Source organism: Sinimarinibacterium arenosum (assembly GCF_005047655.1).
In the GTDB taxonomy this organism is placed as follows: domain Bacteria; phylum Pseudomonadota; class Gammaproteobacteria; order Nevskiales; family Nevskiaceae; genus Solimonas.
Map to the genome: position 1 here is coordinate 60,502 of NZ_SUKF01000005.1, position 24,640 is coordinate 85,141.

The following is a 24,640-nucleotide window of genomic DNA, read 5'->3' on the forward strand; positions in this document are numbered from 1 at the left end:
CAAGAGTAAACAGACGTTCACCAATGTCGCTACGGCCAATCGACCCGGAACGGTGAGTCAGTGCAGGCGTTTTGGAAGTGCGGACTCGGACCGCCGCTCGGTCGCGCGGCGCTTAGCCGGGCAGCAGCTTGTCGCGTTGTGCCGCCAATTGCTCGATCGCGTGGCGATAGCCGCGCTCGACGACCTCGTCGAGTCGCTTCCAGTCGAACATGCCGATACCGTTGACCGGCATGCGCACATAGACATCGGCGCGTGCTGCACGCTGCGCGGTGCCGCTTTCGCTGGTCAGCGTTGCGGTGCGGAAGATGATCGAGAACAGCCGCGGACGCTCGGCATCACCCTTGAGCTGGAACAAGCCTTCGGGATCCGGGCCTTCGATGCCGGGCGCCCCCAGTCCGCCTTCATTGCTGACATCCGAGGCCACGATCGGCCCACGCTCCTGCGCCTGCATCACGTCGGTCGGCAGATTGTTGATGACGCCGCCGTCGGACAGCAGTTCGCCGCGATACACCACCGGTGGCGCAACCCCGGGCACCGCCATGCTGGCCGCGACCCACATGAACAGTGGACCGCGGTCATGCACCATCTGCCGGCCCCGCGTCAGATTGGTCGAGACGCAGAAGAACGGCTTGCGCAGGCCTTCAATCACGCGCTCGTCGAAGATCGAGTGCAGGCGTTTCACGAACTTGCGCCCACGGATCAGCGCAATGGTCGGAAACAGATAGTCGTTCAGGTAATTGTTGTTGACGTAGGTCTCGCGCGCGATGTGCAGCATCTCATGGTGGTCATAGCCGCATGCCGCCAGCGCCGCGAAGAACGCTCCCATGCTGGAGCCGCCAGTGGCGTCGACCGGAATACCGAGCTCGCGCATCGCCCGCAACAGACCGATATGGGCGAAGCCGCGCGCGCCGCCACCCCCTAGCACGAGGCCGATGCCGCGGCCGATCAGCTGCCGCGTCAGACTGGCGAAATCATCGGCGCTGTCCCGGCGCACGAAATAGTGCGCGCGTGCACCGGCAAACTCCATCCAGTTCAGCACCGGCCCCGGACCGCTGCCCTCGGGCCGGATCACGACCAGATCCACCGGCGCACGCGTACCGCTGCGGCGCAGCTCGTCGATCATTGCGGTGACATAAGCCGGCGTCTTTGCATCAACCACCAGCAGAATGCGATCCGCCTGACGCATGCAGCGCCGTGCCCACGCGTCCGGATTGGGATTTGCGAGATACAGCAGGTGATCGTTCTGCAGCTCGGCACGATTCAGATACTCAACCAGCCGGGTGTTCGCTGCCCCGCCGTCGATACGCGTGTCCGACGTGCCGCCACCCAGTGCGGAATCAACTGTAGCCGCATCCATCAACAGCGTATTGCAGTTTGCCGACAAGGTCTGCGCGAGCTCATGTGCAACCATGACCGCATCGGCGTCCGGTAACGCGGGGATCACCGCAAAGTTGCGGGTCCGGCGCTGGGCATCCAGCCGCTGCACGCGCTGATTGGCTCGCAACCGATGAATCACCACTCGCGTGATTTCGATCAGCGCGCCCGGAAACTGCCCGACCACTGCATACAGATGCTGGCTGGGTATGCGGACCAGAACGCTGTCGCGCACCGCATGAACGCTGGCGCTGCGGGCTTCCTCGACCAGCGCACCGATTTCACCGATCGGTTCCAGCGGGCTGATCCAGCCGGCGATGGTGCCGTCCTGCAGCACGGCACACAGGCGTCCGGTTGCGACGATGTAGATGTTGTCGGAGGGTCCGCCCGCCGAAAACAGTGCGCGGCCGCTGGGGATCTCGATCAGCTCCGCCTGCTCCGCGAGTGCATCGAGCGCTGCCGCGTTGAGCCGTGCGAACAACGGGCACTCGGCCAGCACGGCGCGCGGGGTCAGGGTCGACGTCGATGCGGTGGACATTGGCGTCAGTCTTGCGCCGGACCGGTGGCGGCGGCAAGTGTCGGATGATCGTCAGCCGGACGCGCGTGCGGCATTGGCTTCCACCACCGTCAGTGCCGCCACATTGACGATGCGGCGCACCGTCGCCGACGGCGTCAGGATATTCGTTGCGGCAGCACATCCGAGCAGGATCGGCCCGATCGCGACATTGTTGCCGGCCGCGGTCTTCAGCAGGTTGTAGGCGATATTCGCTGCGTCGATGTTCGGGCACACCAGCAGATTGGCGGCGCCCTGCAGTCGGCTGTCCGGGAGAATGGCCTTGCGCAAGGTCTCGTCGAGCGCACAGTCGCCATGCATTTCGCCGTCGACTTCGAGCTCCGGCGCCTGTTCGGCCAGCAGCGCCAACGCGTCACGCATCTTCTGCGCCGAGGCCGAATCGCTGCTGCCGAAGTTCGAATGCGACAACAGGGCCGCGCGCGGCTCGATGCCGAAGCGGCGGATTTCCTCTGCGGCCATGCGCGTGATCTCGGCGATCTCCGCGGCATTGGGGTCGACATTGACATGGGTATCGACAATGAACACCTGGCGCCCCGGCAGAATCAGGCCGTTCATCGCGGCGTAGACCTTGCACCCGGGGCGCTTGCCAATGATGCGATCGATGTAACGCAGATGGCGGTCGGTCGTGCTGACGGTCCCGCAGATCATGCCGTCGCCCTCGCCCTTGGCCAGCAGCATCGCGGCGATCAGGGTCGTGCGCCGCCGCAGCTCCAGCCGCGCGAACTGTGCGGTCACGCCACGGCGTGCCATCAGCCGGTGATAGTCCTGCCAGTACTCGCGATAGCGCGGATCGTCCTCGACATTGACGATGCGATAGTCGACATCCTCGCGCAGGCGCAGGCCCGCCTGGTGAATGCGCTTCTGGATCACCGCCGGACGCCCGACCAGAATCGGATTGGCGATGCGCTCGTCGACCAGCACCTGCACCGCGCGCAGCACGCGCTCCTCCTCGCCCTCGGCGAAAATGATGCGCTTGCGCTCAGGCTCGACCTTGCGCGCCGCAGCGATGATCGGCTTCATCATCGTGCCGCTGTGATGCACGAACTGCTGCAGGCGCTCGCGGTAAGCGTCGAAGTCTGTAATCGGACGCGTCGCCACGCCGCAGTCCATCGCCGCGCGCGCCACCGCTGGCGCGATCTGCACGATCAGACGTGGATCGAATGGTTTCGGAATCAGGTATTCAGGACCGAACGTCAGATCCTGTACGCCGTAAGCGGTCGCCACCACGTCGCTCTGCTCCTGTCGCGCCAGATCCGCAATGGCATCGACGACGGCAATCTCCATCTCACGCGTGATCGTCGTCGCGCCGGCATCGAGCGCACCGCGAAAGATGAACGGGAAGCACAGCACGTTGTTGACCTGATTCGGATAGTCCGTGCGCCCGGTCGCGATGACCGCATCGTCGCGCACGCTGCGCACCTCGTCCGGCGTGATCTCCGGCGTCGGATTCGCCAGCGCCAGAATCAGCGGCCGCGGCGCCATCTTCGCCACCATATCCGGCTTCAGAACCCCGCCCGCCGAAAGACCGAGAAAGATATCGGCGTCGCCGATGACCTCACCCAGACTGCGGGCGGTGGTCGGCTGCGCATAGCGCGCCTTGCGCGGATCCATCAGCTCGGTGCGCCCGTCCCAGACCACGCCGGCGAGGTCGGTCAACCAGACGTTTTCGCGACGGATACCGAGATCGACCAGCAGATCGACGCAGGCCAGCGCCGCAGCGCCGGCGCCGCTGACCACCAGCTTGACCTGTTCCCAGGACTTACCGACCACCTGCAAGCCGTTGGTGACCGCGGCGCCAACGATGATCGCGGTGCCGTGCTGATCGTCGTGAAACACCGGAATCTTCATCCGGCTGCGCAGCTGCTCCTCGACGTGGAAGCATTCCGGCGCCTTGATGTCTTCCAGATTGATGCCGCCGAAGGTCGGTTCCAGCGCGGCGATGGTCTCGATCAGCTTGTCCGGATCGGGCTGATTGATCTCGATGTCGAAGACGTCGATGCCGGCAAACTTCTTGAACAGGACCGCCTTGCCCTCCATCACCGGCTTGGCCGCCAGTGGACCGATATTGCCCAGGCCGAGCACCGCGGTGCCGTTCGTAATCACTGCCACCAGGTTGCCGCGCGCGGTGTAGCGGAAGGCGTTGGCCGGATCGGCCACGATTTCTTCGCAGGCGGCTGCGACGCCGGGCGAATACGCCAGGGCCAGATCGTTCTGATTGACCAGCTGTTTGGTCGCAGTGACCTCCAGCTTTCCCGGCGTCGGAAACTCGTGATATTCGAGGGCAGCCTGACGCAGGCGTTCGCGCGTATTCATCTTGAAGGTGTATCCGGACAATGAGTCAACAACGTCGAAGCGGCTGCACGCCGCTTCAGGCGCTGCGATGATAGCCGGTATGCGTGCCTTGCTGATCGTCGGATTGCTGTTGAACTGCGCTACCGCCAGCGCGGTCGAGCGGATACAACTGACGATCGGTCGCCTGCAATCGGCTGCGGTCGAGGCGAGAGACGTCACGCTGGACTGGCAGGCGCGCGGCGGCACCAGCGTCAGCGCCGACCGCGTGCAGCTGCCGCAACTGCCGGGCACTTCACTGCGTGTCGATGGCCATTGCGCACGGCTGGACACCGCCGCAGCCCCCCGTTGCAGCGGCGGTCGCCTGCACGCAGCCGACGCGGCTCTGGGCGAGCTGACGGCGCGCTTTGACCTGCAGCTGGAACGCATTGACCGCTGGCAACTGCAGCTCAATGATGCCCGTGCCACCCTCAGCTACAACGCCACCGACGGTCGCATTGCCACCGATCAGCTGAAGGCGACGCTCAGAGCAACGCTGTCGCAGAACGGTCGCCGCACACGCTTTGACGCCACGCTGCAACTGCCCGCCGGACAGGCCTATGTCGAGCCGGTGTTTGTCGACTTCGGCGTCCAGCCGGCGACCTTGAAGGCCCGCGGGCAATACCGCAGCACCGGCGCGCTGCAGCTCGACAGCGTCGATTGGGAGCAGGACGGCATCGGTCAGCTGCATCTCGACGGCAAGCTCGACACGACCGCCGCGTCGCAGCGCCACCAGCTGACGCTGCAGCTGCGCAGCAATCACCTGGACGCACTGCTGGCGAGCTACGTGCAGCCCGCCTTGGCCGGCACCCCGATTCAAGGCCTGACGGCCGGCGGCGACGCCGCTCTGGACCTGACGTTGCTCAATGGAACAGTCGAAAAAGCCGCGCTGCAGCTGCATGCCCGGCAACTGCAGCTGCCCGGCTTCAATACCGAACTGACCGGACTGCGCGCTGACGCCCACTGGGCAACCGACACAGCGACAGCCACGCCGCCGACGAGGCTGTCGTGGCAATCCGCCCGGCTGGGCCGGGTGCCAGTAGGTGAAAGCCAGCTGGACCTGCAACTCGGTGGTCGCGCCCTGCGCCTGCTTGCACCCAGCCGCATCCCGGTTCTCGATGGCGCATTGCGTATCGACACCCTCGCACTCGATGCCCTCGGGTCTCCCGAGGTGCAGGCCAACTTCGCGGCGGCCATCGAGCCGATCGAACTGCCGGAACTGTGCCGTGCCCTGGGCTGGCCGGAGTTCAGCGGCCAGCTGTCCGGTGAGTTGCCCGGACTCAAACTGCGCAACCGCCGGATCGATGTCGACGGCACCTTGTCGGCAACCGCCTTCGACGGCCACATCGAAGTGCGCAAGCTGCAGGTGATTGAACCATTCAGCGTGCTGCCTCGGATCGCCGCCGACATCGAGCTGCGTCGGCTCGATCTTGCCGCGGTCACCGGCGCGTTCGACTTCGGCCGCATCGAAGGCCGACTCGACGGTGACATTGAAGGGCTGCGAGTGGTCGGCTGGGAGCCCGTGGCCATGAATGCGCGTCTGTACAGCAGCCCCGACGACCGCTCGCGTCACCGCATTTCACAACGCGCAATCGACAGCATCTCGTCAATCGGTGGCGGCCCCACCGGGCTGCTGTCGCGCGGATTCATGAGCTTCTTCGAGGACTTCGCCTACGATCGCATCGGCTGGCGCTGCGCACTCGACAATGGTGTGTGCCGCATGAGCGGGATCAAGCCCGGCCCCGACGGGCGCGGCTATGTGCTGGTCAAGGGCAAGGGTTTGCCGCGTATCGACGTCGTCGGCTATTCAACCCAGGTCAACTGGCGCACGTTCATGGCACAGCTGAAGGGCCTGGGCAGCAGCGGCCCGGCCCAGGTGCGCTGAGGGCGCGCCGGTTCACACCGTATTCAGAACGCCGGCCTATACTGGCGCTCTATTCTGGTGCTGTTCCGGAGCCTTTCACATGCGCAATTTCAGACACGGTTTGTTTGGTCCGCTGCTGGCAACCACGGCACTGGTGACCGCAGCCTGCGTCACGATCAATGTCTATTTCCCGGCCGCCGCCGCCGAGAAAGCGGCCGACCGCATCATCGATGACGTCTGGGGCGGCACGCCTCCACCCAGCGCACCGGCCTCGCCCCCGCCAACCTCGTCACTGCAGCGCCTCGACGCGCAGCAAGTCGCGGTCGCGCTGCTGGATCTGCTGATTCCGCCGGCCGCAGCGGGCGAACCGAATATCGATGCCTCGTCGCCCGAAATCACGCGAATCAAGACCCAGATGGAGCGCCGTTTCGCCGAGCTCAAACCGCAGCTCGACGCCGGCGTGATCGGTCTGGGTGCCGACGGCTATATCGCCGTGCGCGATCCCGCCGCCGTGCCGCTGGCCAGCCGCAACGCGGTGCGCACGATGGTCGCCAACGAGAACGCCGATCGCGCTGCGCTGTATCGCGAGATCGCCACGGTCAACGGTCAGCCACAATGGGAAGCGCAGATCCGTGAGGTGTTCGCCGGACGCTGGATCGCCAAGGCCGCTGCAGGCTGGTGGTATCAGGACGCCGGCGGGGCGTGGAAGCAGAAGTAAGCGCGGAGCGCGTTGATTAACCGTCGCCCGCCGAAAAGCCAGAGCGCTCCGCCGGCCGGGACAAGTAACGGCAGATTGGACAAAAAAGGCGGCACGCTCGCGCGTGCCGCCCGGACTCCCCCCAACATTGCAGCCGCCCCGGCTGCGCCCCTTTACTTCTCGCCGTCCCAACCGCAGGACAAGCCCTTGTTCTGCTCGGCCAGATAGCTCATCAGTGGCGCGAAGTATTCAATCAACGCACTGCCGTCCATCTCGCGCGAGCCCGTGAGCTTCTCCAACGTGTCCTGCCACGGCTTGCTGGCGCCCTGTGCCAGCATGTCCATGAACTTCTTGCCGGCTTCCTTGTTGCTGTAGATGTCACACTCGTTCAGCGGGCCGTCAAAGCCGGCAGCCTCGCACAGCGCCTTCTGGAACTGGAACTGGATCACGAACGACAGGAAGTAGCGCGTGTACGGCGTATTGCCAGGAATGTGGTACTTGGCACCCGGATCGAAATCATCCTCGCTGCGCGCCAGCGGCGCAGCCACGCCCTGGTAAGCCTCACGCAGCTTCCACCAGCCTTCGTTGTAGTGATCCGGCGTGATCTCACCGGAGAACACCTTCCAGCGCCACTGATCGACCAGCTTGCCCCAGGGCAGGAACACGATCTTGTCCAGTGCCAGCTTCATCTGCGCGTTGATCACCGACTTTTCGTCGAGCGTCTGCTCCGGCACCAGGCCAATCTTGTTCAGGTGCGCCGGCGTCAGCGACAGCGTCATGGTGTCGCCGATGGCTTCGTGGAAGCCGTCATGCGCGCCGGTCTGGAACAGCGGCGGCAGGCCGTTGTACATCAGGTAGTAATAGATGTGCCCCATTTCGTGGTGGATGGTTTCCAGATGCTCGGATGTCGGCTCGATGCATTCCTTGATCCGCACATCGCCCTGCATGTTCATGTCCCAGGCGCTGGCGTGGCAGACCACGTCGCGATCGCGTGGCTGTACCAGCAGGGACTTCTCGTAGAACGACTCCGGCAGCGCCGGGAAGCCCAGCGAGGTGTAGAAGTCCTCGGAAATCTTGGACATCTTCACGGCCATTGCGGCATCGGCTTTGTGTTCCAGCTCGGCCAGGTCCACCGAGGTCGGCCGCCCCTTGAACTCGCCGACCAGCTTCTTATATTCGTCATCGCGCCGCGCCCGCAGTGCACTGTCTACATCGAGGCTGCCGACACCGGCATACGGTTCGACCAGCGGATAGATATTGCCCCACTGCTGTGCCCACATGTTGCCGAGCAGATGCGCCGGAATCAGGCCGTCCTTGGGCACAACGTCGTCGCCGTACTTGGCATTGAGCTTTGCGCGCACATTGCAGTGCAGCGCTTCGTACAACGGCCGCACCTGCGTCCACAAACGCTCGACTTCGGTATCGAATTCGGCGGGAGTCATGTCGTAACCGGCACGCCACATCTCACCGAGATCGGCAAACCCGAGTTCCTTGGCGCCTTCGTTGCCGAGTTCGACAAAGCGCTGATAGTCCGCCTTGATCGGCTTCGAGGTCGCGTGCCAGCCGGCCCAGGCCTGTTCACGCGCTTCCGGCGTCGCATTCGGATCGTTGATGATCTTCTCGATTTCCGGAAGGGTCAGGCAATCGCCTTCGCTGCGGCACCACTTGCCGGAACCGTAATTGGCTTCCATCTTCGACAGGATCTTGGCCAGCTCGGCGCGCTTGGTAGGGTCGCTGGGTGCCGGATTGGCGGTCGAAAGCTTCAGCTGCATCATGCCGCGCTGCGTATCCGGCGACATCTCGACCCCATTGAAGCGCTTGGCCTCCTGCACCTTGCCGCTGAGGTATTCCAGCCACTCCTCATTGGCGCGCGACGCCAGCAGCTGGGTGTCATCGGTGATGTAGGTCGACTGCGCCCATTGCGCCGCATTCAGATACGGCAACAGCTTGCGGTAGTCGTCATTGACGCCGGCAACAAAAGCGTCAGCTTCTGCTGCGGTCGGCTGCGCTGCCGCGGCGGGTGCGGGCGGCGGCGCTTCCTGCTTGCCACAGGCCGCCAACGCAAGAGTCGCCGCCGCGGCGAGCAGCGTTCGCGAATCGGTCAGTTTACGCATCAAATTCTCCGGTTCTCATCATCGACAGGGCGCGCGGCATTGCTTCTGCCCAGAACGGTCCGCAAGTCACGGTCCCGGCGCCTCGGTTTTACCTGCAAGATTCCTGATCGGCGCGATGAACAGCGCCAGCAGCACGCCGAAACCGGCGGTGGTCAGGAATACCGTCATGAAACGTGCCGGCATTTCGGCAACGTTGTCCTCGCCGAAATGACCGGCGATCAGGCCGCCGATCAGATTGCCCAGCGATGCACCCATGAACCAGGTGCCCATCATCTGGCCAACGTAGCGTTTTGGCGCCAGCTTGGTGACCGCCGAAAGGCCCACCGGTGACAGGCACAGCTCTCCCGTGGTGTGCAGCAGATAGGTCAGACACAGCCAGGTCGGCAAAACCTTTTCACCCTGAACGACATAGATCGAAGCGAAATACAGCACCAGAAAGCCGAGTCCCATTTGCACCAGGCCGAGGCTGAACTTGGCCGGGATCGACGGATCCATGTTGCGCTTGCCGAGTTGCACCCACAGCGTCGCAAACAAGGGCGCGAGCAGAATGATGAACATGGGATTGACCGACTGCAGCCATGACGCCGGCATCTCCCAGCCGAAGATCATGCGATCGGTATAGCGGTCGGCAAACAGGTTGAAGCTCGACCCCGCCTGTTCGAAACCGGACCAGAACACCGCCGCCGCAACGAAGAACACGGCAATCACGCCGACGCGCTTGCGCTCGGCGAGGTCGAGCCCCCCGAACAGGATCACGTACAGAAAGAACATGCCGGCACCGCCAACGATGACGTAAACGCCAGCCGATGCGATCGCGATCGCATCCAGCGCCATCGTGCCGCTGAGCGCCGCCAGCATCACCGCAAGCAGCAGCGTCATTCCGATCCAGACGATGGTCCAGCCACGCTGGCGTTCACGTGCGTCGCGGCTGGCGTCGCCGGAACTGGCGACATGCAGACCGACGTCTCCGAGACGCATGCCGGTGCGGCGGTATTGCACCAAGCCCAGCGCCATGAACACGCCGGCCGCACCGAAGCCGTAGTGCCAGCCGACTTTTTCTCCGAGAAAGCCGCAGATCAGCTGCCCGAAGAATGAGCCGATATTGATGCCCATGTAGAACAGTGAAAAACCGGCGTCGCGCCGCGCACCCATGTCGCCTGCATAGAGCTGGCCCACCATCGCGCTGATGTTGGGCTTGAGCAGACCCGTGCCGAGCACGATCAGCAGCATGCCGACGAAGAAGGTCGGCTCCAGCGGCAAGGCCATGGTGAAGTGCCCGGAGGCAATCAGGATGCCGCCATACCACACGGCCTGGCGTTGACCCAGCAATCGGTCGGCGATCCATCCTCCCGGCAGCGATAACAGATAGACCCCGGCGGTGTAGATGCCGTAGACCGCGGTCGCAGTGCGATCGTCCATGCCCATGCCGCCGCTTTCGACGGCGGCCACCATCGCCAGCACCAGGATGGCGCGCATGCCGTAGTAGCTGAAGCGCTCCCACATCTCGGTGAAAAACAGCGTGGATAGGCCGCTCGGATGTCCGGCCCAGGTCTTATCGGTCATCTATGGCTGCGAACTCGGTATCTGGTGGGTCCACCCGTGCCCACCATGCCGCGCGAGCTCCAGTGGGTCAATCGTGCGCTGCACTATGCCGCCGTTGGCGCAACACGACCATGGGGAAAAACCCCCGCCCGTTCGCTGAACGTGGGCCTGAATCAGGCATATCGCCATACGGCGATCAGCACTGCCGCCAGCAGCAACAGGGCGCCGGCCACCCAGATCCCGCCACGGCGCGAACGGGGCGTCGGTGTCTGCGGCGTCAGCACCCGGTCCAGGTGCTGGTCGAGCAATTGCGCATTGCGCTGATTGGATTTGAACGCGAAATCAGCCAGATCGCCGATCACCGGCACCAGGCCGATCAGCACATCAAACAGGACATTGCCCAGCATCCGCAGCTGCAACCGCGTTGGTGCACCGATACGCGCGCCTTCGAACAAGAAATAGGCGCCCATCAACAGGCCGAACAGGTCCCCAACCACTGGCACCAGACCGATCAGCCCGTCCACGCCGAAACGCCAGCGAGTGCCCGGAACACCGATGCCGCTGTCAAGGATTCGCGCCACTTTGTGCAAGCGCGCACGCAGGGCATGCGCCTCCAAATGGTGCGTCGGAGGTGAAGCGGAAGGAGTGCTGGATGACGTCATTCGGTCAAAGGTCCTGCGGTACACTGGCTGCGATTCAATACAACAAGATACGGCGAAAACTCGCCGATCGTCCCCGGGGGGATCAACGGACGTGCTCGACTCATGCGTGATCTGATCAATCGCATCACTTATTCTCTGGTGTGGTGGCTGTTCCGACCCTTTTCGCGTTCGTTGCGGTATTCCACCGCGCCGCATCCTCTGATCGAGGGTATTGGCCTGGATCCGGAAAAGCCGGTCGTCTTTGTACTGGCCAATCGTTCCTGGGCCGATCTGTTCGTGCTGGATCGCATCTGCAAGGATCTGGACCTGCCGGCCCCCAGCCGCACGGGATCCAATTTTCCGACGCCCAATCGGGCTGGCGTGGTCTATATGCCGGCACTGCTCGAAACCCGCGTGCGCAACACCGATCTGTTGCGCCTGATCGAGACCGGCGTCGCCACGCAAAGCTTCGACGCGCAAATCGTACCGGTTTCGATCTTCTGGGGACGCGATCCGGGCAAGGAGACCAGCTGGTTCAAGCTGATTTTCGCCGACAACGTCCAGGCCGGTCGCGTGCAGAAGCTGTTCATCATGCTGGCCAATGGCCGCAACATCTTCGCCAACTTCGGCCTGCCGCTGAACTTCCGCGAACAGATGGACAAGGGCGCGGACGCGACCACGTCGATCCGCAAGCTGGTCCGCGGCCTGCACTTCCACTTCCTGCGCGCGCGCACCGCGGCTCTGGGCCCCACGCTGCTGTCGCGGCACGTTGTGATCGATTCGCTGCTCAATGCACCGGGCGTGCTCAAGGCGATCCAGCAGGAAGCTGACGCCGGATCGGCGCAACTGAAAATGCGCGCCTATGCACGCAAGTGCGCCGAGGAGATTGCCGCGGACTACGCCACCGCGAGCATCAGTTTCCTCGAGCGGTTCCTCAGCGTCGTTGTATTCAAGCGCGTGTTTTCCGGCATTGACGTACGCGGCCTCGACCGCGTGCGGGACTGGGCCCAGCAATACGAGCTGATCTACATGCCGGCCCATCGCTCGCATGCGGATTACCTGCTGCTGTCGTACTCGTTGTACCGCGCCGGGCTGGTTCCGCCGCATATCGCTGCCGGCGTCAATCTGAACTTCTGGCCTATCGGCGGACTGCTGCGCCGCTGCGGCGCGTTCTACATGCGCCGCAGTTTCTCGGGCGATCGCATCTATACCGCCGTGTTCCGTGCCTATGTCGACTCGCTGATCCAGCGCGGCTATTCAATCGAATTCTTCCCCGAAGGCGGCCGCAGCCGCACCGGCCGCCTGCTCGAACCGAAAACCGGATTGCTGTCGATGGTGGTCGAGGCCGGCCTGAAGCAGCGCACGCGCAAGGTCATGCTGGTGCCGGTCTATATCGGTTACGACCGCTGCTGGGAAGTCGGCAGCTATTCGAAGGAACTGCGTGGCGCCAAGAAGCAGAAGGAGTCCGCCGAAGGCCTGCTCAAGGCCGGCAAGATCCTTGGCAAATCCTATGGCAAGGCCTACATCAACTTCGGCGAACCGCTGCCGCTGCAGGAATTCGCCGACGAGCGTCTGCCGGACTGGCGTTCGCGCTTCGCCGCTGACCAGACGCCCGAGGGCTTCAAGGCTTTCGTGGCCGATATCGCCCTCGAAAATTCACGCCGGATCAATCGTGCGGCCGTCGCCAACCCGACCGGCCTGGCTGCAGTTGCGCTGCTGTCGTCGCCGGAACGCGTGGTCTCGCACGACGAACTGATCGAGCAGATCGGACACCTGATCTGGCTGCTCAAGGGCAGTCCCGACAGCCCGGATCGCTACATTCCCGAACCCGCGCCGCAAGCGGTGGTCGAGTCCAGCGCACCGATCGCCCGCATGTCCAAGGTGTCTCACCCCTGGGGCAACCTCTACGGCATCAGCGCGCGCGACGCCGTCGCTTTGACCTACAACCGCAACAACATCCAGCATCTGTTCGCGATTCCGTCGCTGATCGCCAACCTGTTCCGGACCCGGCTGCTGCTCAGCGACGAGGCCATCCTGACCGGGGTGCGCGCCTTGTACCCGTTCCTGCGGCGCGAGTTCTTCCTGCGCCCCGGCGTCGACGAAATCGAGGGCGTCGCCCGCGAGTGGATCACGGTCATGGTGCAGCTGGGACTGCTGTCGCGCGAGGGCGAACATCTGCGCCGCCCGGACGCCAGTGCTGCCGCCTACTCGACCCTGGCGATGCTGGGCCGCGTCCTTGGCGAAACCCTGGAGCGTTACTGCATGACCGCGCTGCTGCTGGCAGAAGAACGCAGGACCGCCGGCCCGCTGCAACGGGTGCGTTTTGAGGAAGACTGCCGCCTGTTGGCCGAGCGCATGGCAATCCTGACCGGACGCGATGCCCCTGAATTCTTCGACAAGGCGCTATTCAAGAGCTACCTGAACACGCTGATCGAGATCGGGTTGGTGACCGATTCCGGCGAACAGGGTCTGGTCGTGGACGCGCGGATCGAACGTATCGCCGAGCGCTCGCAGGAGCTGCTGTCGGACGAAAGCCGGCAGATGCTGTTGCAGCTGCTGACCCGGCGCAAACACACGGAACCCGCCGCCCAAACCGCGGTCCATTGACTCGTGCGCGGTGCCCGGCAGATTCCGGGCACCGCGCTATAATCTGCCGCCGGGGCACTTCGCCCCATTTTTTGTATCCCGGGGAATCATGAACACATCAATTCGTTATCTGGCCGTCGCCTGCGCGCTGACGCTGGTGGCGGCGTGCGCCAAGCAGGAAACCGCTTCGACCGACCAGGCCAGCACTAATGCAACGCTGGAATCTGACGCGCAGAAGTTCGGCTATGCCATCGGCATCGATCTGGGCAAGTCCCTGCAGCCGGTCAAGGAAGACGTCGACATCACCGCGCTGAAGGCGGGCCTGGATGACGCGTTCGCCGACGGCGAGCCGAAGATGGACGACGCCGCACGTGAAGAGATCAAGAACACCATCTCGCGCAAGATGCAGGAGCGTCAGGTCAAGCTGCGCGCCGACCAGGCCGCCAAGGCCGGTGCCGAGGGCGAGAAGTTCCTGGCCGATAACGGCAAGCGCGAAGGCGTCAAGACCACCGATTCGGGCCTGCAGTATGAAGTCCTGACCGAAGGCGACGGCAAGCACCCGACGGCCGAAGACACCGTGACCGTGCACTACAAGGGCACACTGATCAACGGCGAGGAATTCGACAGCTCGTACTCGCGCGGCCAGCCGGTGACGTTCCCGCTGAAGAACGTGATCCCGGGCTGGACCGAGGGCGTACAGCTGATGAGCACCGGCGCCAAGTACAAGTTCTACATCCCGGCCAAGCTCGGCTATGGCGAGCGTGGCGCCGGCGTCAAGATCGGCCCCAACGAAACGCTGATCTTCGAAGTCGAACTGCTGTCGTTCGAAGCGCCGAAGGCGGAAGGCGACGCCAAGTAAGCCTCCTCCGGCCCCGTTCGCGGGGTGGATCCCAGGTTCAAAACGGCCGGCGCAAGCCGGCCGTTTTGCGTGTGTCGTCCGTAACGACAGGTGATGACCCGGTTGCGGCGCGCCATAGCCATCGGACCACACTTGGCCGTGGATGCTGTTGTCTGGGTCTGTCCGACTGCGGGCTCGCGAATCTGGCACCCGAGCGCAGCAGCATCCTCGTCGCGCCCGACCGGCACGCATGAAAAAGGGCGCCCGCAGGCGCCCTGAATCACTCAAATGCTGCAACGACTTACTTGGTCGCCTGTTTCTGCACGTTGCTGGGATCGAAGTACGACGGCTCGAACACGCGCTCGGCGGATTCCTCATCCTCGTTATTCATCGCCTGCACCAGATAGCGATTGTTCTGCATGTCGTAGATCGTCTCGATTACCGGCGCCAGATACGGCTTGTCGTAAGCCTGGGCGACATGCGCTTCCTGCCAGCGCCACAGTTGCCCGCGACGGTCGTAAATATCGACCAGCGCGATCTGCCAGCTGTCTTCGTCGAAATAGAAACGACGCTTGGCATAGATGTGCGTTGTCGTCGGCTTGACCTCACCTTCGACAATCCAGACGCGATGCAGCTCGTAACGCGCCAGATTCTGGTCAATGTGCCCTTTCTGGATGATGTCGCTGTACTTGTACTTGTCACTGTGGATCACGTACGCGTTGTAAGGGATGTACATCTCCTTCTTGCCTACGATCTTCCAGGTGTAACGATCGGTCGCGCCGTTGAAGGTATCGGTCTGGTCGTTGGTGCGCAGACCGTCAGCGCCGGTACCGGGATTGTCGTAACCGACATTGGGCGCTCGGCGCAGCCGCCGCTGGCCCGGGTTGTACTGCCAGGCGCGGCGCGGTTCCTTGACCTGATCCATCGTTTCATGGACCAGCGTGATGGTGCCCGCAAGACGCGGCGGTGCGGTCACCAGCTGCAGGAAATAGATGATGACGTTGTCCAGCGACGCCGGCGTCGCACCCTGCTTGCTATAGGTAAAGGTGACGTCTTCGCGGATCTTGACCAGGTTGTAGTTGCCCGATGCAGTCACTGCAGCCTGGTTGTTCCAGCGACGTGTACCCTGACCGCGATAACGCACCTTGTGGTTCCAAACCGGCTCCACACCCGACTTCGGGACGGGAAACGGCACACCAACGATTGCATTGATCAGAGCCTCGCCATTGCCGCCAAGTTCGGCTTCGAGCGCATTCTTGTAGGTTGCATCGTAGTAGAACTGCGGATACGCAGCGGTACGCCGCGTCGGGTACACGTTCATCTTGTAGGTGCCGGGAAACTTCTCCAGCATCGCCAGCTGACCTTCGCTCAGCTTGGCCTTGTACTGCGCCATGTTCTGCGCGGTGATGGTGAATTCGGGCTTGTCATCCGGAAACGGATCGCAGTAGCGACTGCCTTCGCCCTTGAAACACGCTGGCGCGGTGCTCAGTCCGCCGTCCCATGCCGGAATGGTTCCGTCCTTGTTGCCAGCGCGCTCTGCGCCCACCGGCGTCAGACCGGACTTCAGCTTTTCAGCTTCTTCCGGACTGATCTTGGCCAGTACCGGAAGCGCCACGAACGCCATCAGCAGCGCGATACACGATGCGCTTTTCATTGTTATCCCCTCTCCTCACGAGTCAGCGCCTTACGATAGTTCAGATGCGCGCGCCAGACCAGTCGGGACGGGACGGGACGGGACGGGACGGGACGGGACGGGACGAACCATTATTCTGCTGTCTCAACCGCTGAGCATGGCCAGATGCCGTTCGCGAAATCGCACGAACCAGTCGATCGCCGCCGGATTCATCGTTGAGTCACGGCTCATGGCCTGCGCAGGCGTTGCGCCCATCAGCAGGCGCCGCACCGGAACCTCCATCTTTTTTCCGGTCAAGGTGTAGGGAATCTCGTCGACCGCATAGATCTGATCCGGCACGTGCCGCGGGCTGCAATCGCTGCGCAGCTGCGCGGCAATGCGCTCACGCAGCGTGACATCCAGCGAGCAACCCGCACGTAATTTGACGAACATCGGGATGAACACGCGACCGCCGGCCATCTCGCAACATACGACCAGGCTGTCGAGCACTTCAGGCACACGCTCAACGCTGCGATAGATCTCGGACGTACCGATGCAGACCCCGTAGCGATTCAACATCGCATCGGAGCGGCCGTAGATGTAACAACCACCCCGGGCATTGAGCTTCATGTAGTCGCCATGCCGCCATACCCCCGGATGCTGCGGGTACCCGGTGAAATAGGCATCGCGGTAGCGTCGTCCGTCCGCGTCATCGGCAAAACGCAAAGGCATCGACGGCATCGGACTGCGGATCACCAGTTCACCCACGCGATCGATCTGGGCTCTGCCCTGATCGTCCCAGACTTCCGCGTCGACCCCGAGCGCGCGGGTCTGGATCTCGCCGGCATAGACCGGGTGCGTCGGTGTCGCCGCCGCCAGCGCCGACGCCACTTCAGTACCTCCGCTCTGCGAGGTCACCCAGAGGTCCGCTTTGACTGCCTGGTAGAACCACGCAAAGGTTTCCGGCATGGATGGCGCACCGGCCAGCAGCACTGTATTCAGGCGTTCCAGCGCGAACTGCTTGCACGGCCGCACGCCACCGCGCTGCTGGATCTGCACGTAAGCCGGGCTGACCCCCAGCACATCGACCCCCGCCTGGTCCGCTATGCGCCACAAAACCAGCGGGTCGGGCTCGATCGGACTGCCGTCATACAGCACCGCCGTCGCGCCCTGCAGCAGCGACGCGATCAGCACGTTCCACATCATCCAGCCGGTGGTCGAGTGATACAGCACCCGCGAACCCTGACGCAGTCCGACGTGAAACGCCGTCAGTTTCAGATGCTCCACCAGCACACCGACATGACTGTGCACGATGGCTTTCGGCGGCCCGGTGGTCCCGGATGAGAACAACACCCAGAGCGGGTGATCGTGTGCAACCCGCTCGAAGCGGAAATCCTCTACCGGGCCGTCGGGGCTGCGCAGCAGCGTCGTCCATAACCGCACCTGCGCATGCACCGGCGGTGGGATCGCATCAGCGTCGAGATAGGGCAGCCAGACCAGCTGTTCGATGCTGTCCAGCTGTGCGCAGATCCGCCGCACCTCCTCGACCCGCGAATAGTCCTGCCCCGCAAAGCGATAGCCATCGACCGCAAACAGCAGCTTTGGCCGGACCTGCCGCAGGCGGTCGATCACGGCACTGGCGCCGAACTCCGGCGAAGCCGTCGACCAGATGGCACCGACGGCCACGGTCGCCATCATCGCAATCGCAGTCTGCGGAATGTTCGGCATGAAGGCAGCGACGTGGTCTCCAGGACCGATTCCGAGCGCACGAAGCTGCGTTGCCAGCTGGCGCACCTGACGGTCGAGTTCGCGCCACGACAGCCGACCCAGCACCCCGCGCTCGGACGCAAACATCAGGGCCGGTGCATCCGGTGCGAGCGTGGCGTGACGCAGCAGATGTTCGGCGTAGTTGACCCGCGCACCTTCGAACCAGAGCGCTCCCGGCATGACGCGACGATCCAGCACGCACCGGTAGGGTGTCTCCGACCGCACCTCGAAATAGTCCCAGATCGCGGCCCAGAAGCCTTCGAGATCGGCCACCGACCAGGCCCATAACGCGTCATAGTCCGGCAGATCCATGCCACGGCGCGCATTCAGCCAACGGCGGAAATGCTCCACCGGCGCGTCAGCGACGAACGCGTCATGCGGCGACCACAGCCACTGGCCCTCGGCGATCGCCGGAGGCGTCACCACCGGCACTCTGAGTGAGCCCAACGAGGCCACGCCCCCGGCTCCGTTCCGCTAGCAGCGAACCGCTGTAGCCGCATGCACCGTCAGCTGCGGAGCACTGACCAGTCCGAATGACTGCAGCACCCCCAGCAGCGGCCGGTGTCCAAACGCCTGACATCCGGATGCAAAGCCATAGCGCAGCGGCGGCGCCTGCAACAGATGGTAGGCCGCGTAGGCCTGCAGCAGGCCGGTCTGCTTGTAGTTGCAGTTGCCGTGAATCACGCAATGCGCACGCCCGAGCGGACCACTCGCGTGCACCGAATCGATCGAGGTGTTGATGCGCGGATTCTCGCGCGGCGGCATGCCGGCCTGCAGACTCGCCGCCATCTCGGACAGCTGTTTTTCCTGCTCGTCCTTCGGCAACGGTTTGATCTTTTCCTCGACCACCGCTGCGATCTGCACCACGCCCTCCATCACGCTGCGTTCGAACACACCGCCCATGGCCTTGCAGGTGGCCACGCGCGGATCGTTCTTGAACCACACCGGATGCGCAGTCCCGCCCCAGGGCAGCGCCATCGCCGTCTCGTGCTGACCGGGCACCATGACCTCGGCCTTGGCGGTCGGCGCCCACTTCACGTACTGGTTCTGCTCCAGATGGAAGAACTCGGCGGTGAGGATGCTGAAGATCGTCTGCGTCGACGCATAGGTCGGAAACCCGCGCCACAGCACCAGAATGTCGAGCGTGTCCAGCCCCGGCGTTTCCAGGCACAGATTGGCCGCGATTTCTCCCGTGGTGTACATCTGCGCAATGCCGGGCGCCAGCAGCAGTTTGCGCTCGGCGAAGCGCGCGCCCCAGGTCGCCTCCGCATGCATCATCCAGTTCTGCTCACCGTTGGTGTCGGTGTAGTGCGCACCGGCGGCAAGGCAGGCCTCAACCGCTTCACCACCGTACTTCATGAACGGACCGACCATGTTGCACATGACCTGACTGCCCTTCATCAGCCGAGTCAGTGCCTCGGTGCTGTGCTCCACCTCGGCGATGTCGTAGTCGGCGTTCTCGATCCCGGGCACTTTCGACAGCACTTCGGCGATGCGCTTGGCATCGCGCCCCGCCGCCGTGAACGGCACGCGGTGTTCGCGAAGATATTCCGCCACCAGGCGCCCGGTGTATCCGGTGACACCGTAGACCACAACAGGCTTCTTGCTCATTCCAGCTCTCCTCGTTGTTCGGTATTTTTTCGTTATGCAGTCATGCCGCCATCGACGACCAGATCGGAGCCGGTGACGTAGCTGGATTCATCAGAGGCCAGAAACAGCACCGCGCTGGCAATCTCGTCGGGCCGCGCAAATCGTCCCAATGGAATGCGCGCCAGGGTGCGCTCGACAAAAGCCTGGGCCTGATCCGGCGGCAGTGTCGCTACTGCCGCTGCCACCATCTGCGTCTCGGCAAAGCCGGGGCAGACGCAGTTGACGCGGATGCCGTAACCGGCGCGGGCGCAGTGGATCGCGGCGGACTTGCTGAACAGGCGCACACCGCCCTTGCTGGCGTTGTAGGCCGGAATCAGCGGCTCCCCGATCAGGCCTTCGATCGAGGCAATGTTGACGATCGACCCCCCGCCCGCCTTCATGCGCGCAATCGCCGCCTGCGTGCCGAGAAACACGCCGTCCAGGTTCACGGCCAGCGTCGACTTCCACTGCGCCAGACGAGTGGCTTCGACATCCGACAAGGTTGCCACTCCGGCATTGTTGACGACGACATCGATCCTGCCCCAGGCCTTGATGACGGCGTCGAGCACCTCGGTCCACTGCCCCTCCTCGGTGACGTCCTGCGGCATGAAGCAGGCGTCGTGACCCTCGCTGCGCAAACGTGCCGCTTCGGTTTCACCGGTCGCACTGTCGCGGTCGGTCAGCATCACTTTCGCGCCCTCGGCCAGCAGCGCCTGCACCGCGGCCAGACCCAGACCGCGCGCGGCTCCGGTCACCAGACAGACCTTGTCCTTCACTCGATTCATCGCCGTCTCTCCTCAAGACTCACGCGTCAGGCCGCGCGCCACTGATAGTCCGTTGATTCCTGCGCGAAGCGCACGAACCAGTCGATCGAATCCGGATTCATCATCGCGTCGCGGCTCGCGGCCTTCTCCAGCGGCAGACCCATCAGCAGCTTGCGCACCGGGATCTCCATCTTCTTGCCGGTCAAGGTGTACGGAATCGCCGGCACGGCATAAATCTGATCCGGAACGTGCCGCGGGCTGCAGTCGTCGCGCAGCTTGCGCCTGATGCGCGCCAGCAAGTCGTCGTCGAGCGCGATACCCGGCTTCAGCGTCACGAACAGGGGCATGAAGTAGTTTCCGCCGGGCAGTTCGCAGCAGACGATCAGACTGTCGGCCACCCCCTCGACCTGTTCGACCGCGCGATAGATCTCGGCGGTGCCGATGCGCACACCGTAGCGGTTCAAGGTCGAATCCGAGCGGCCGTAGATGTAGCAGCCGCCGCGCGCGTTGATCTTGATGAAGTCACCATGGCGCCACACCGGCGTGCCATCCGCGTGCTGGAACACATCGAAATAGGACTCGCGATAGCGCTTGTCACCGGCGTCGTTCCAGAAGCGGATCGGCATCGACGGAAATGGTGTCGTCACCACCAGCTCGCCGACGGCATCGACCAGCTCCTCGCCATCGTCGCTCCAGGCGTGGACATCCATACCGAGCATGCGGGCCTGGATTTCGCCCGCATGCACCGGCAGCGTCGGCGAAGCGCCGACAAAGCCGCTGCACAACTCGGTGCCGCCGGACTGCGAGGTCACCCACAGATCCGGCTTCACGCAGCGATAGAACCAGGCAAAGGTTTCCGGCGTCGACGGCGCCCCGGCAACCAGAATCGACTCCAGTGCGGCCAGATCGTACTGCTCTCCCGGCTTGAGGCCGGCCTTTTCCATCATCTGCACGAAGGTCGGACTGGCGCCGAAATTGGTCGCGCGGGTGCGCGCCGCCAGCTGCCACAGAAAATCCGGCTGCGGGTGGACCGGGTTGCCGTCATAGAGCACGATCGCACTGCCGGTGACCAGCGCCGCCAACAGCAGATTCCACATCATCCAGCCGGTCGTGCTGTAGAAGAACATCACCGAATCCGGACTCAGATTCAGATGAAAGTGCATCAGCTTCAGATGTTCGATCAACGCGCCGATGTGGCTGTGGACAATCGCCTTGGGCAGTCCGGTGGTCCCGGACGAAAACACGATCCACAGCGGATGATCGTGCGCCACGCGTGTGAACTCGAATGCGTCCCGCGATACGTCCGCATGGTCCAGCAGCTGCGCCCAGGTCATCAGGCCCGGCAGCGAAGGCGGCGGCGGTCCTGCGTGCAGATATGGCAACCAGATCACGTGCTGCAGACTCGGCAAGGCTGCGGCAATCTGTTCGACTTCGGCACCGCGGGCAAAGTCCTTGCCTCCGAAGCGATAACCGTCCGCCGCGAACAGCACCTTCGGCTCGATCTGCGCATAGCGATCGATCACGGTCTTGACACCGAACTCCGGCGCCGCCGACGACCACACCGCGCCGATCGCCGTGGTCGCGATCATCGCGATTGCCGTTTCCGGCACATTGGGCATGTACGACACCACCCGATCGCCCGGCTTCACCCCCAGCGCACGCAGCTGCGTCGCGACGATGCGCACCTGACGTCCGAGTTCGTTCCAGCTCATCGCCGCCAGCTCGCGGTTCTCGCTGAGGTGATGGAACACCGCCGCGTTGCCGCCCTCGGGCTCGTGACGCAGCAGGTGCTCGGCGTAGTTCACTCGCGAGCCTGCAAACCACTCGCAGCCCGGCATCTCACGCCGGTCGAGCACGCGGCTGTAAGGCGCATCCGAGAGTACGTCGAAGTAGTCCCAGATCGTGGCCCAGAACGCTTCCGGCTCGGCCACCGACCATTGCCACAGTTCGGAATAGTCGCTGACCCCGACGCCGCGTGAGTCGACCAGCCAGCGGCGATAGCGCTCGACCTGCGACTTTGCGGCGAATTCGGGCCGCGGGGTCCACAGGCGTTCGCCCTCGCGCACGCTTTCGACGGTTTCAGCGGACCGCATAGACGTCATAACGCACCTCGAAAGTTTGCAGATCTGCCTCGCCAACGCCGAGCAGCTGCAGGCGGTTCATCCAGAGATAGTCCGGGTGCGCCGTGCGCACCCGCGGCACTGTTCGCAAGCTCAGCTTTGGCGGCAGTTCTCCGCGCAGAAAGCCTGCATAGCCGTCCTCACCGAGATCACCGACACCCTGGTAGGCGATTTCGATCAGCGCATCGTCGTGGGTCTCGATGGTCGCGCGGACATCGAGGATGCCGACGCCGTCTTCGCGCACCGTCATCCAGTCGCCGCCGACCGCACGCAGCCTTCCGCGCAGACGCGGCCCCTCGACCTCGCCACCGGTGACATAGAAATTCACGCGCGCCCCGCCGGGCACGGGCCCGATCACTTCCGGCGGCGCCTGCAATTGCGCCCGGTACGAGCACAGATAGTCGAGTTGGTACGGCAACATCGGCGTTCTCCAGATCAGGCGCGTAACGCAGCCAGCCGCGCGAGCACCGTCTCGGGCTGCGCGTCCGCCGGAATAGCCGCATAGCGAAAGTCCGCGGCGCCCGGCACTGCGGCAGTGTCCGCGGACCAGAACGCCGGCTCGATGAGCCGTCCGTGCAGCCCGGCCTGAGCTGGCAGTGCGGAAGACGGCGCAATGACGAAGCCGATGCCGTCGGCATCCAGAGGGGCCGCCGGCGCCGCATCCAGACGCAGGCCCAGGTCCCAGCGGTAGTGCGCAGCGACGTTCAGCACCGGCCGATACCATTCCAGCTCGCCGGCAGCCGCCGGCAGATCGCCCGCGTCTTCGCTCATCAGCAGGACATCAATGCCAGACTCGCCAAAATGCCGTAGAAAGTCCGCCAGCTGCACGGCGGCGGAATCGATTTCGTCCTCACCGATCTCGATCCCGGCATCGGCGCCGAAGGCCTGTGCATAGCTTTCACGCAACCAGCGCCGCGGCGATGGCATCACCAGTGCCAGCGGCGTCGAGGCAAAACTGCCGCGCAGGCCCGACAGCAGCTCATCAAGCCCCTGGCGCAGGCCGGCATCGGCTACCAATGTCTTCAGCGGCGCGACCGCACGCCGTTTCTGCGTCATGGCAGCGCGCAGTGCCGGCCGCGCATCGAGCACTGCACCCACCATCGTTGCCACGTCCAGCGCCACCACATCAGAGCGCAGCAGACCCTGCGCCTTGCGCTGCATTGCGACGTATTCCGCCGCCTGCAGCAGTTGCCGCGCATCGCCGCCGAACAGCCGCCATGCATACGCGTCGCTGTCCAGCCACAGCAGTTGCCCGGGTCGCTGGCGTACACCGTCGAGGAATCCGCTCATGCTCGATCCTTCCTCACGCCGCCGTATAACCGCCGTCGACCACCAGCTCGGCACCGGTCACCCAGCGCGCCGCATCGGAGGCCAGATACAGCACCGCGCAGGCCACATCCTCGACACGGCCAAAGCCAAGCGGATGTGCGGCCTCGAATGCCGCATGCGCTGTCGCGGCGTCAGGAACCAGGCCCAGATCAACAAAGTCCTGCACGAACTTGTCACCCATGTCGGTCTGCACGATCGCCGGGTGTATCGAGTTGACGCGCACACCGTTCTTCAGCTGCGCGCACTCGATGGCCGCTGCCTTGGTCATCGAACGTACCGCGCCCTTGGAGCTGTGATATGCGGCATGCGCCGTGGTGCCGATCAGGCCGGCGACCGACGACAGATTGACGATGGCGCCACCCGCCTCCCCCATCGTGCGCAGCGCATGCTTGATCCCGAGAAACACTCCCGTCACGTTGACATCGAGCACCTTGCGAAAATCCGCGACCTCGCACTGTGCGAACAACGCTGCGGTTTCAATTCCGGCGTTGTTCACCAGAATGTCGTAACGCCCGAAGTGCTGCAGCATCGCAGCGCTGGCCATGGCCCACCCGGCTTCATCCGTGACGTCGTGATGCTGAAACTCGGCGCGCCCACCAGCGGCACGAACACGCGCCACGGTTTCCCTACCCGCACCATCGTTCACATCGGTGACCAGCACCGCGGCGCCGGACTGCGCGAGCGCCATCGCGATCTCGGCGCCAATGCCCCTTGCAGCACCGCTGACCAGCGCGGCCTTGCCGTCAAGTCTGAAAACCTTCGTGTAATCCATGCACCGCTCTCCTCTTGACCTGCTGCGCCCAGACCGCGTCCCACGGTTATCCGTACATCCCGCGCCTTGAACCCGATGGGCCAGGCGTA

The 24,640-nt window shown here is 64.0% G+C and carries 17 protein-coding genes; 4 read left to right on the forward strand and 13 right to left on the reverse strand.

The window, feature by feature from the left end; translation table 11 throughout:
- Positions 1–112: 112 nt before the first annotated feature.
- A complete protein-coding gene (locus E4T66_RS11350; RefSeq protein WP_136849158.1) occupies positions 113–1,912 on the reverse strand; it encodes a patatin-like phospholipase family protein in 1,800 nt (599 codons plus the stop codon).
- 51 nt (positions 1,913–1,963) lie between these two features.
- Positions 1,964–4,261: an NADP-dependent malic enzyme gene (locus E4T66_RS11355; protein ID WP_136849159.1), complete on the reverse strand. Its 2,298-nt coding sequence runs from the start codon at positions 4,259–4,261 to the stop codon at positions 1,964–1,966.
- Positions 4,262–4,340: 79 nt separating this feature from the next.
- Between E4T66_RS11355 and E4T66_RS11360 the strand changes: the two genes are divergently transcribed.
- Both E4T66_RS11360 and E4T66_RS11365 read left to right on the forward strand, forming a co-directional pair.
- Entirely contained in the window at positions 4,341–6,161 is a 1,821-nt protein-coding gene (locus E4T66_RS11360; RefSeq protein ID WP_136849160.1) for a translocation/assembly module TamB domain-containing protein, read from the forward strand.
- Between the two features lie 79 nt (positions 6,162–6,240).
- Positions 6,241–6,858 carry a YdbL family probable chaperone protein gene (locus tag E4T66_RS11365; RefSeq protein WP_136849161.1) on the forward strand — a complete coding sequence of 206 codons (618 nt, stop codon included), beginning with the start codon at positions 6,241–6,243 and terminating at the stop codon, positions 6,856–6,858.
- A gap of 152 nt (positions 6,859–7,010) precedes the next feature.
- Here the strand turns inward: E4T66_RS11365 and E4T66_RS11370 are convergent, their stop codons facing one another.
- From E4T66_RS11370 to E4T66_RS21860, 3 genes are all read right to left on the reverse strand, one after another.
- A complete protein-coding gene (locus tag E4T66_RS11370; RefSeq protein WP_136849162.1) occupies positions 7,011–8,951 on the reverse strand; it encodes a M2 family metallopeptidase in 1,941 nt (646 codons plus the stop codon).
- A 66-nt stretch (positions 8,952–9,017) separates the two neighbouring features.
- Positions 9,018–10,514, reverse strand: coding sequence for a peptide MFS transporter (locus tag E4T66_RS11375; protein ID WP_136849163.1), 1,497 nt, complete (start codon positions 10,512–10,514; stop codon positions 9,018–9,020).
- A 152-nt stretch (positions 10,515–10,666) separates the two neighbouring features.
- A complete protein-coding gene (locus E4T66_RS21860) occupies positions 10,667–11,350 on the reverse strand; it encodes a DUF4112 domain-containing protein (RefSeq protein ID WP_136849164.1) in 684 nt (227 codons plus the stop codon).
- Between E4T66_RS21860 and plsB the strand changes: the two genes are divergently transcribed.
- Entirely contained in the window at positions 11,258–13,741 is a 2,484-nt protein-coding gene (gene plsB, locus E4T66_RS11385) for a glycerol-3-phosphate 1-O-acyltransferase PlsB (protein ID WP_136849165.1), read from the forward strand. The genes E4T66_RS21860 and plsB overlap by 93 nt on opposite strands.
- An 88-nt stretch (positions 13,742–13,829) precedes the next feature.
- A complete protein-coding gene (locus E4T66_RS11390) occupies positions 13,830–14,579 on the forward strand; it encodes an FKBP-type peptidyl-prolyl cis-trans isomerase (protein WP_136849166.1) in 750 nt (249 codons plus the stop codon).
- Positions 14,580–14,859: 280 nt separating this feature from the next.
- On the opposite strand, the gene E4T66_RS11395 is transcribed toward E4T66_RS11390, so the two are convergent.
- The 8 genes from E4T66_RS11395 to E4T66_RS11425 form a co-directional block, all read right to left on the reverse strand.
- The gene (locus tag E4T66_RS11395) at positions 14,860–16,212 is read right to left on the reverse strand and encodes a DUF1329 domain-containing protein (protein WP_136849167.1); all 1,353 of its coding nucleotides are present in this window, start codon (positions 16,210–16,212) and stop codon (positions 14,860–14,862) included.
- Positions 16,213–16,335: 123 nt separating this feature from the next.
- Positions 16,336–18,393, reverse strand: coding sequence for an acetoacetate--CoA ligase (locus tag E4T66_RS11400; protein WP_248679650.1), 2,058 nt, complete (start codon positions 18,391–18,393; stop codon positions 16,336–16,338).
- 18 nt (positions 18,394–18,411) lie between these two features.
- Positions 18,412–19,548, reverse strand: a complete 1,137-nt coding sequence (locus E4T66_RS11405; RefSeq protein ID WP_136849168.1) for a DUF5938 domain-containing protein — start codon at positions 19,546–19,548, stop codon at positions 18,412–18,414.
- Between the two features lie 32 nt (positions 19,549–19,580).
- Positions 19,581–20,351, reverse strand: coding sequence for a glucose 1-dehydrogenase (locus tag E4T66_RS11410; RefSeq protein WP_136849169.1), 771 nt, complete (start codon positions 20,349–20,351; stop codon positions 19,581–19,583).
- 26 nt (positions 20,352–20,377) lie between these two features.
- A complete protein-coding gene (locus tag E4T66_RS11415) occupies positions 20,378–22,432 on the reverse strand; it encodes an acetoacetate--CoA ligase (protein ID WP_248679652.1) in 2,055 nt (684 codons plus the stop codon).
- Positions 22,410–22,871 carry a DUF3237 domain-containing protein gene (locus E4T66_RS21340; protein WP_169577583.1) on the reverse strand — a complete coding sequence of 154 codons (462 nt, stop codon included), beginning with the start codon at positions 22,869–22,871 and terminating at the stop codon, positions 22,410–22,412. Before E4T66_RS21340 ends, E4T66_RS11415 begins: the two co-directional genes overlap by 23 nt.
- Before the next feature lie 14 nt (positions 22,872–22,885).
- Positions 22,886–23,740, reverse strand: coding sequence for a hypothetical protein (locus tag E4T66_RS21345; RefSeq protein WP_169577584.1), 855 nt, complete (start codon positions 23,738–23,740; stop codon positions 22,886–22,888).
- Positions 23,741–23,753: 13 nt separating this feature from the next.
- Complete coding sequence (locus tag E4T66_RS11425; RefSeq protein ID WP_136849171.1) at positions 23,754–24,551, reverse strand: glucose 1-dehydrogenase; 798 nt, start codon at positions 24,549–24,551, stop codon at positions 23,754–23,756.
- Positions 24,552–24,640: the final 89 nt, after the last annotated feature.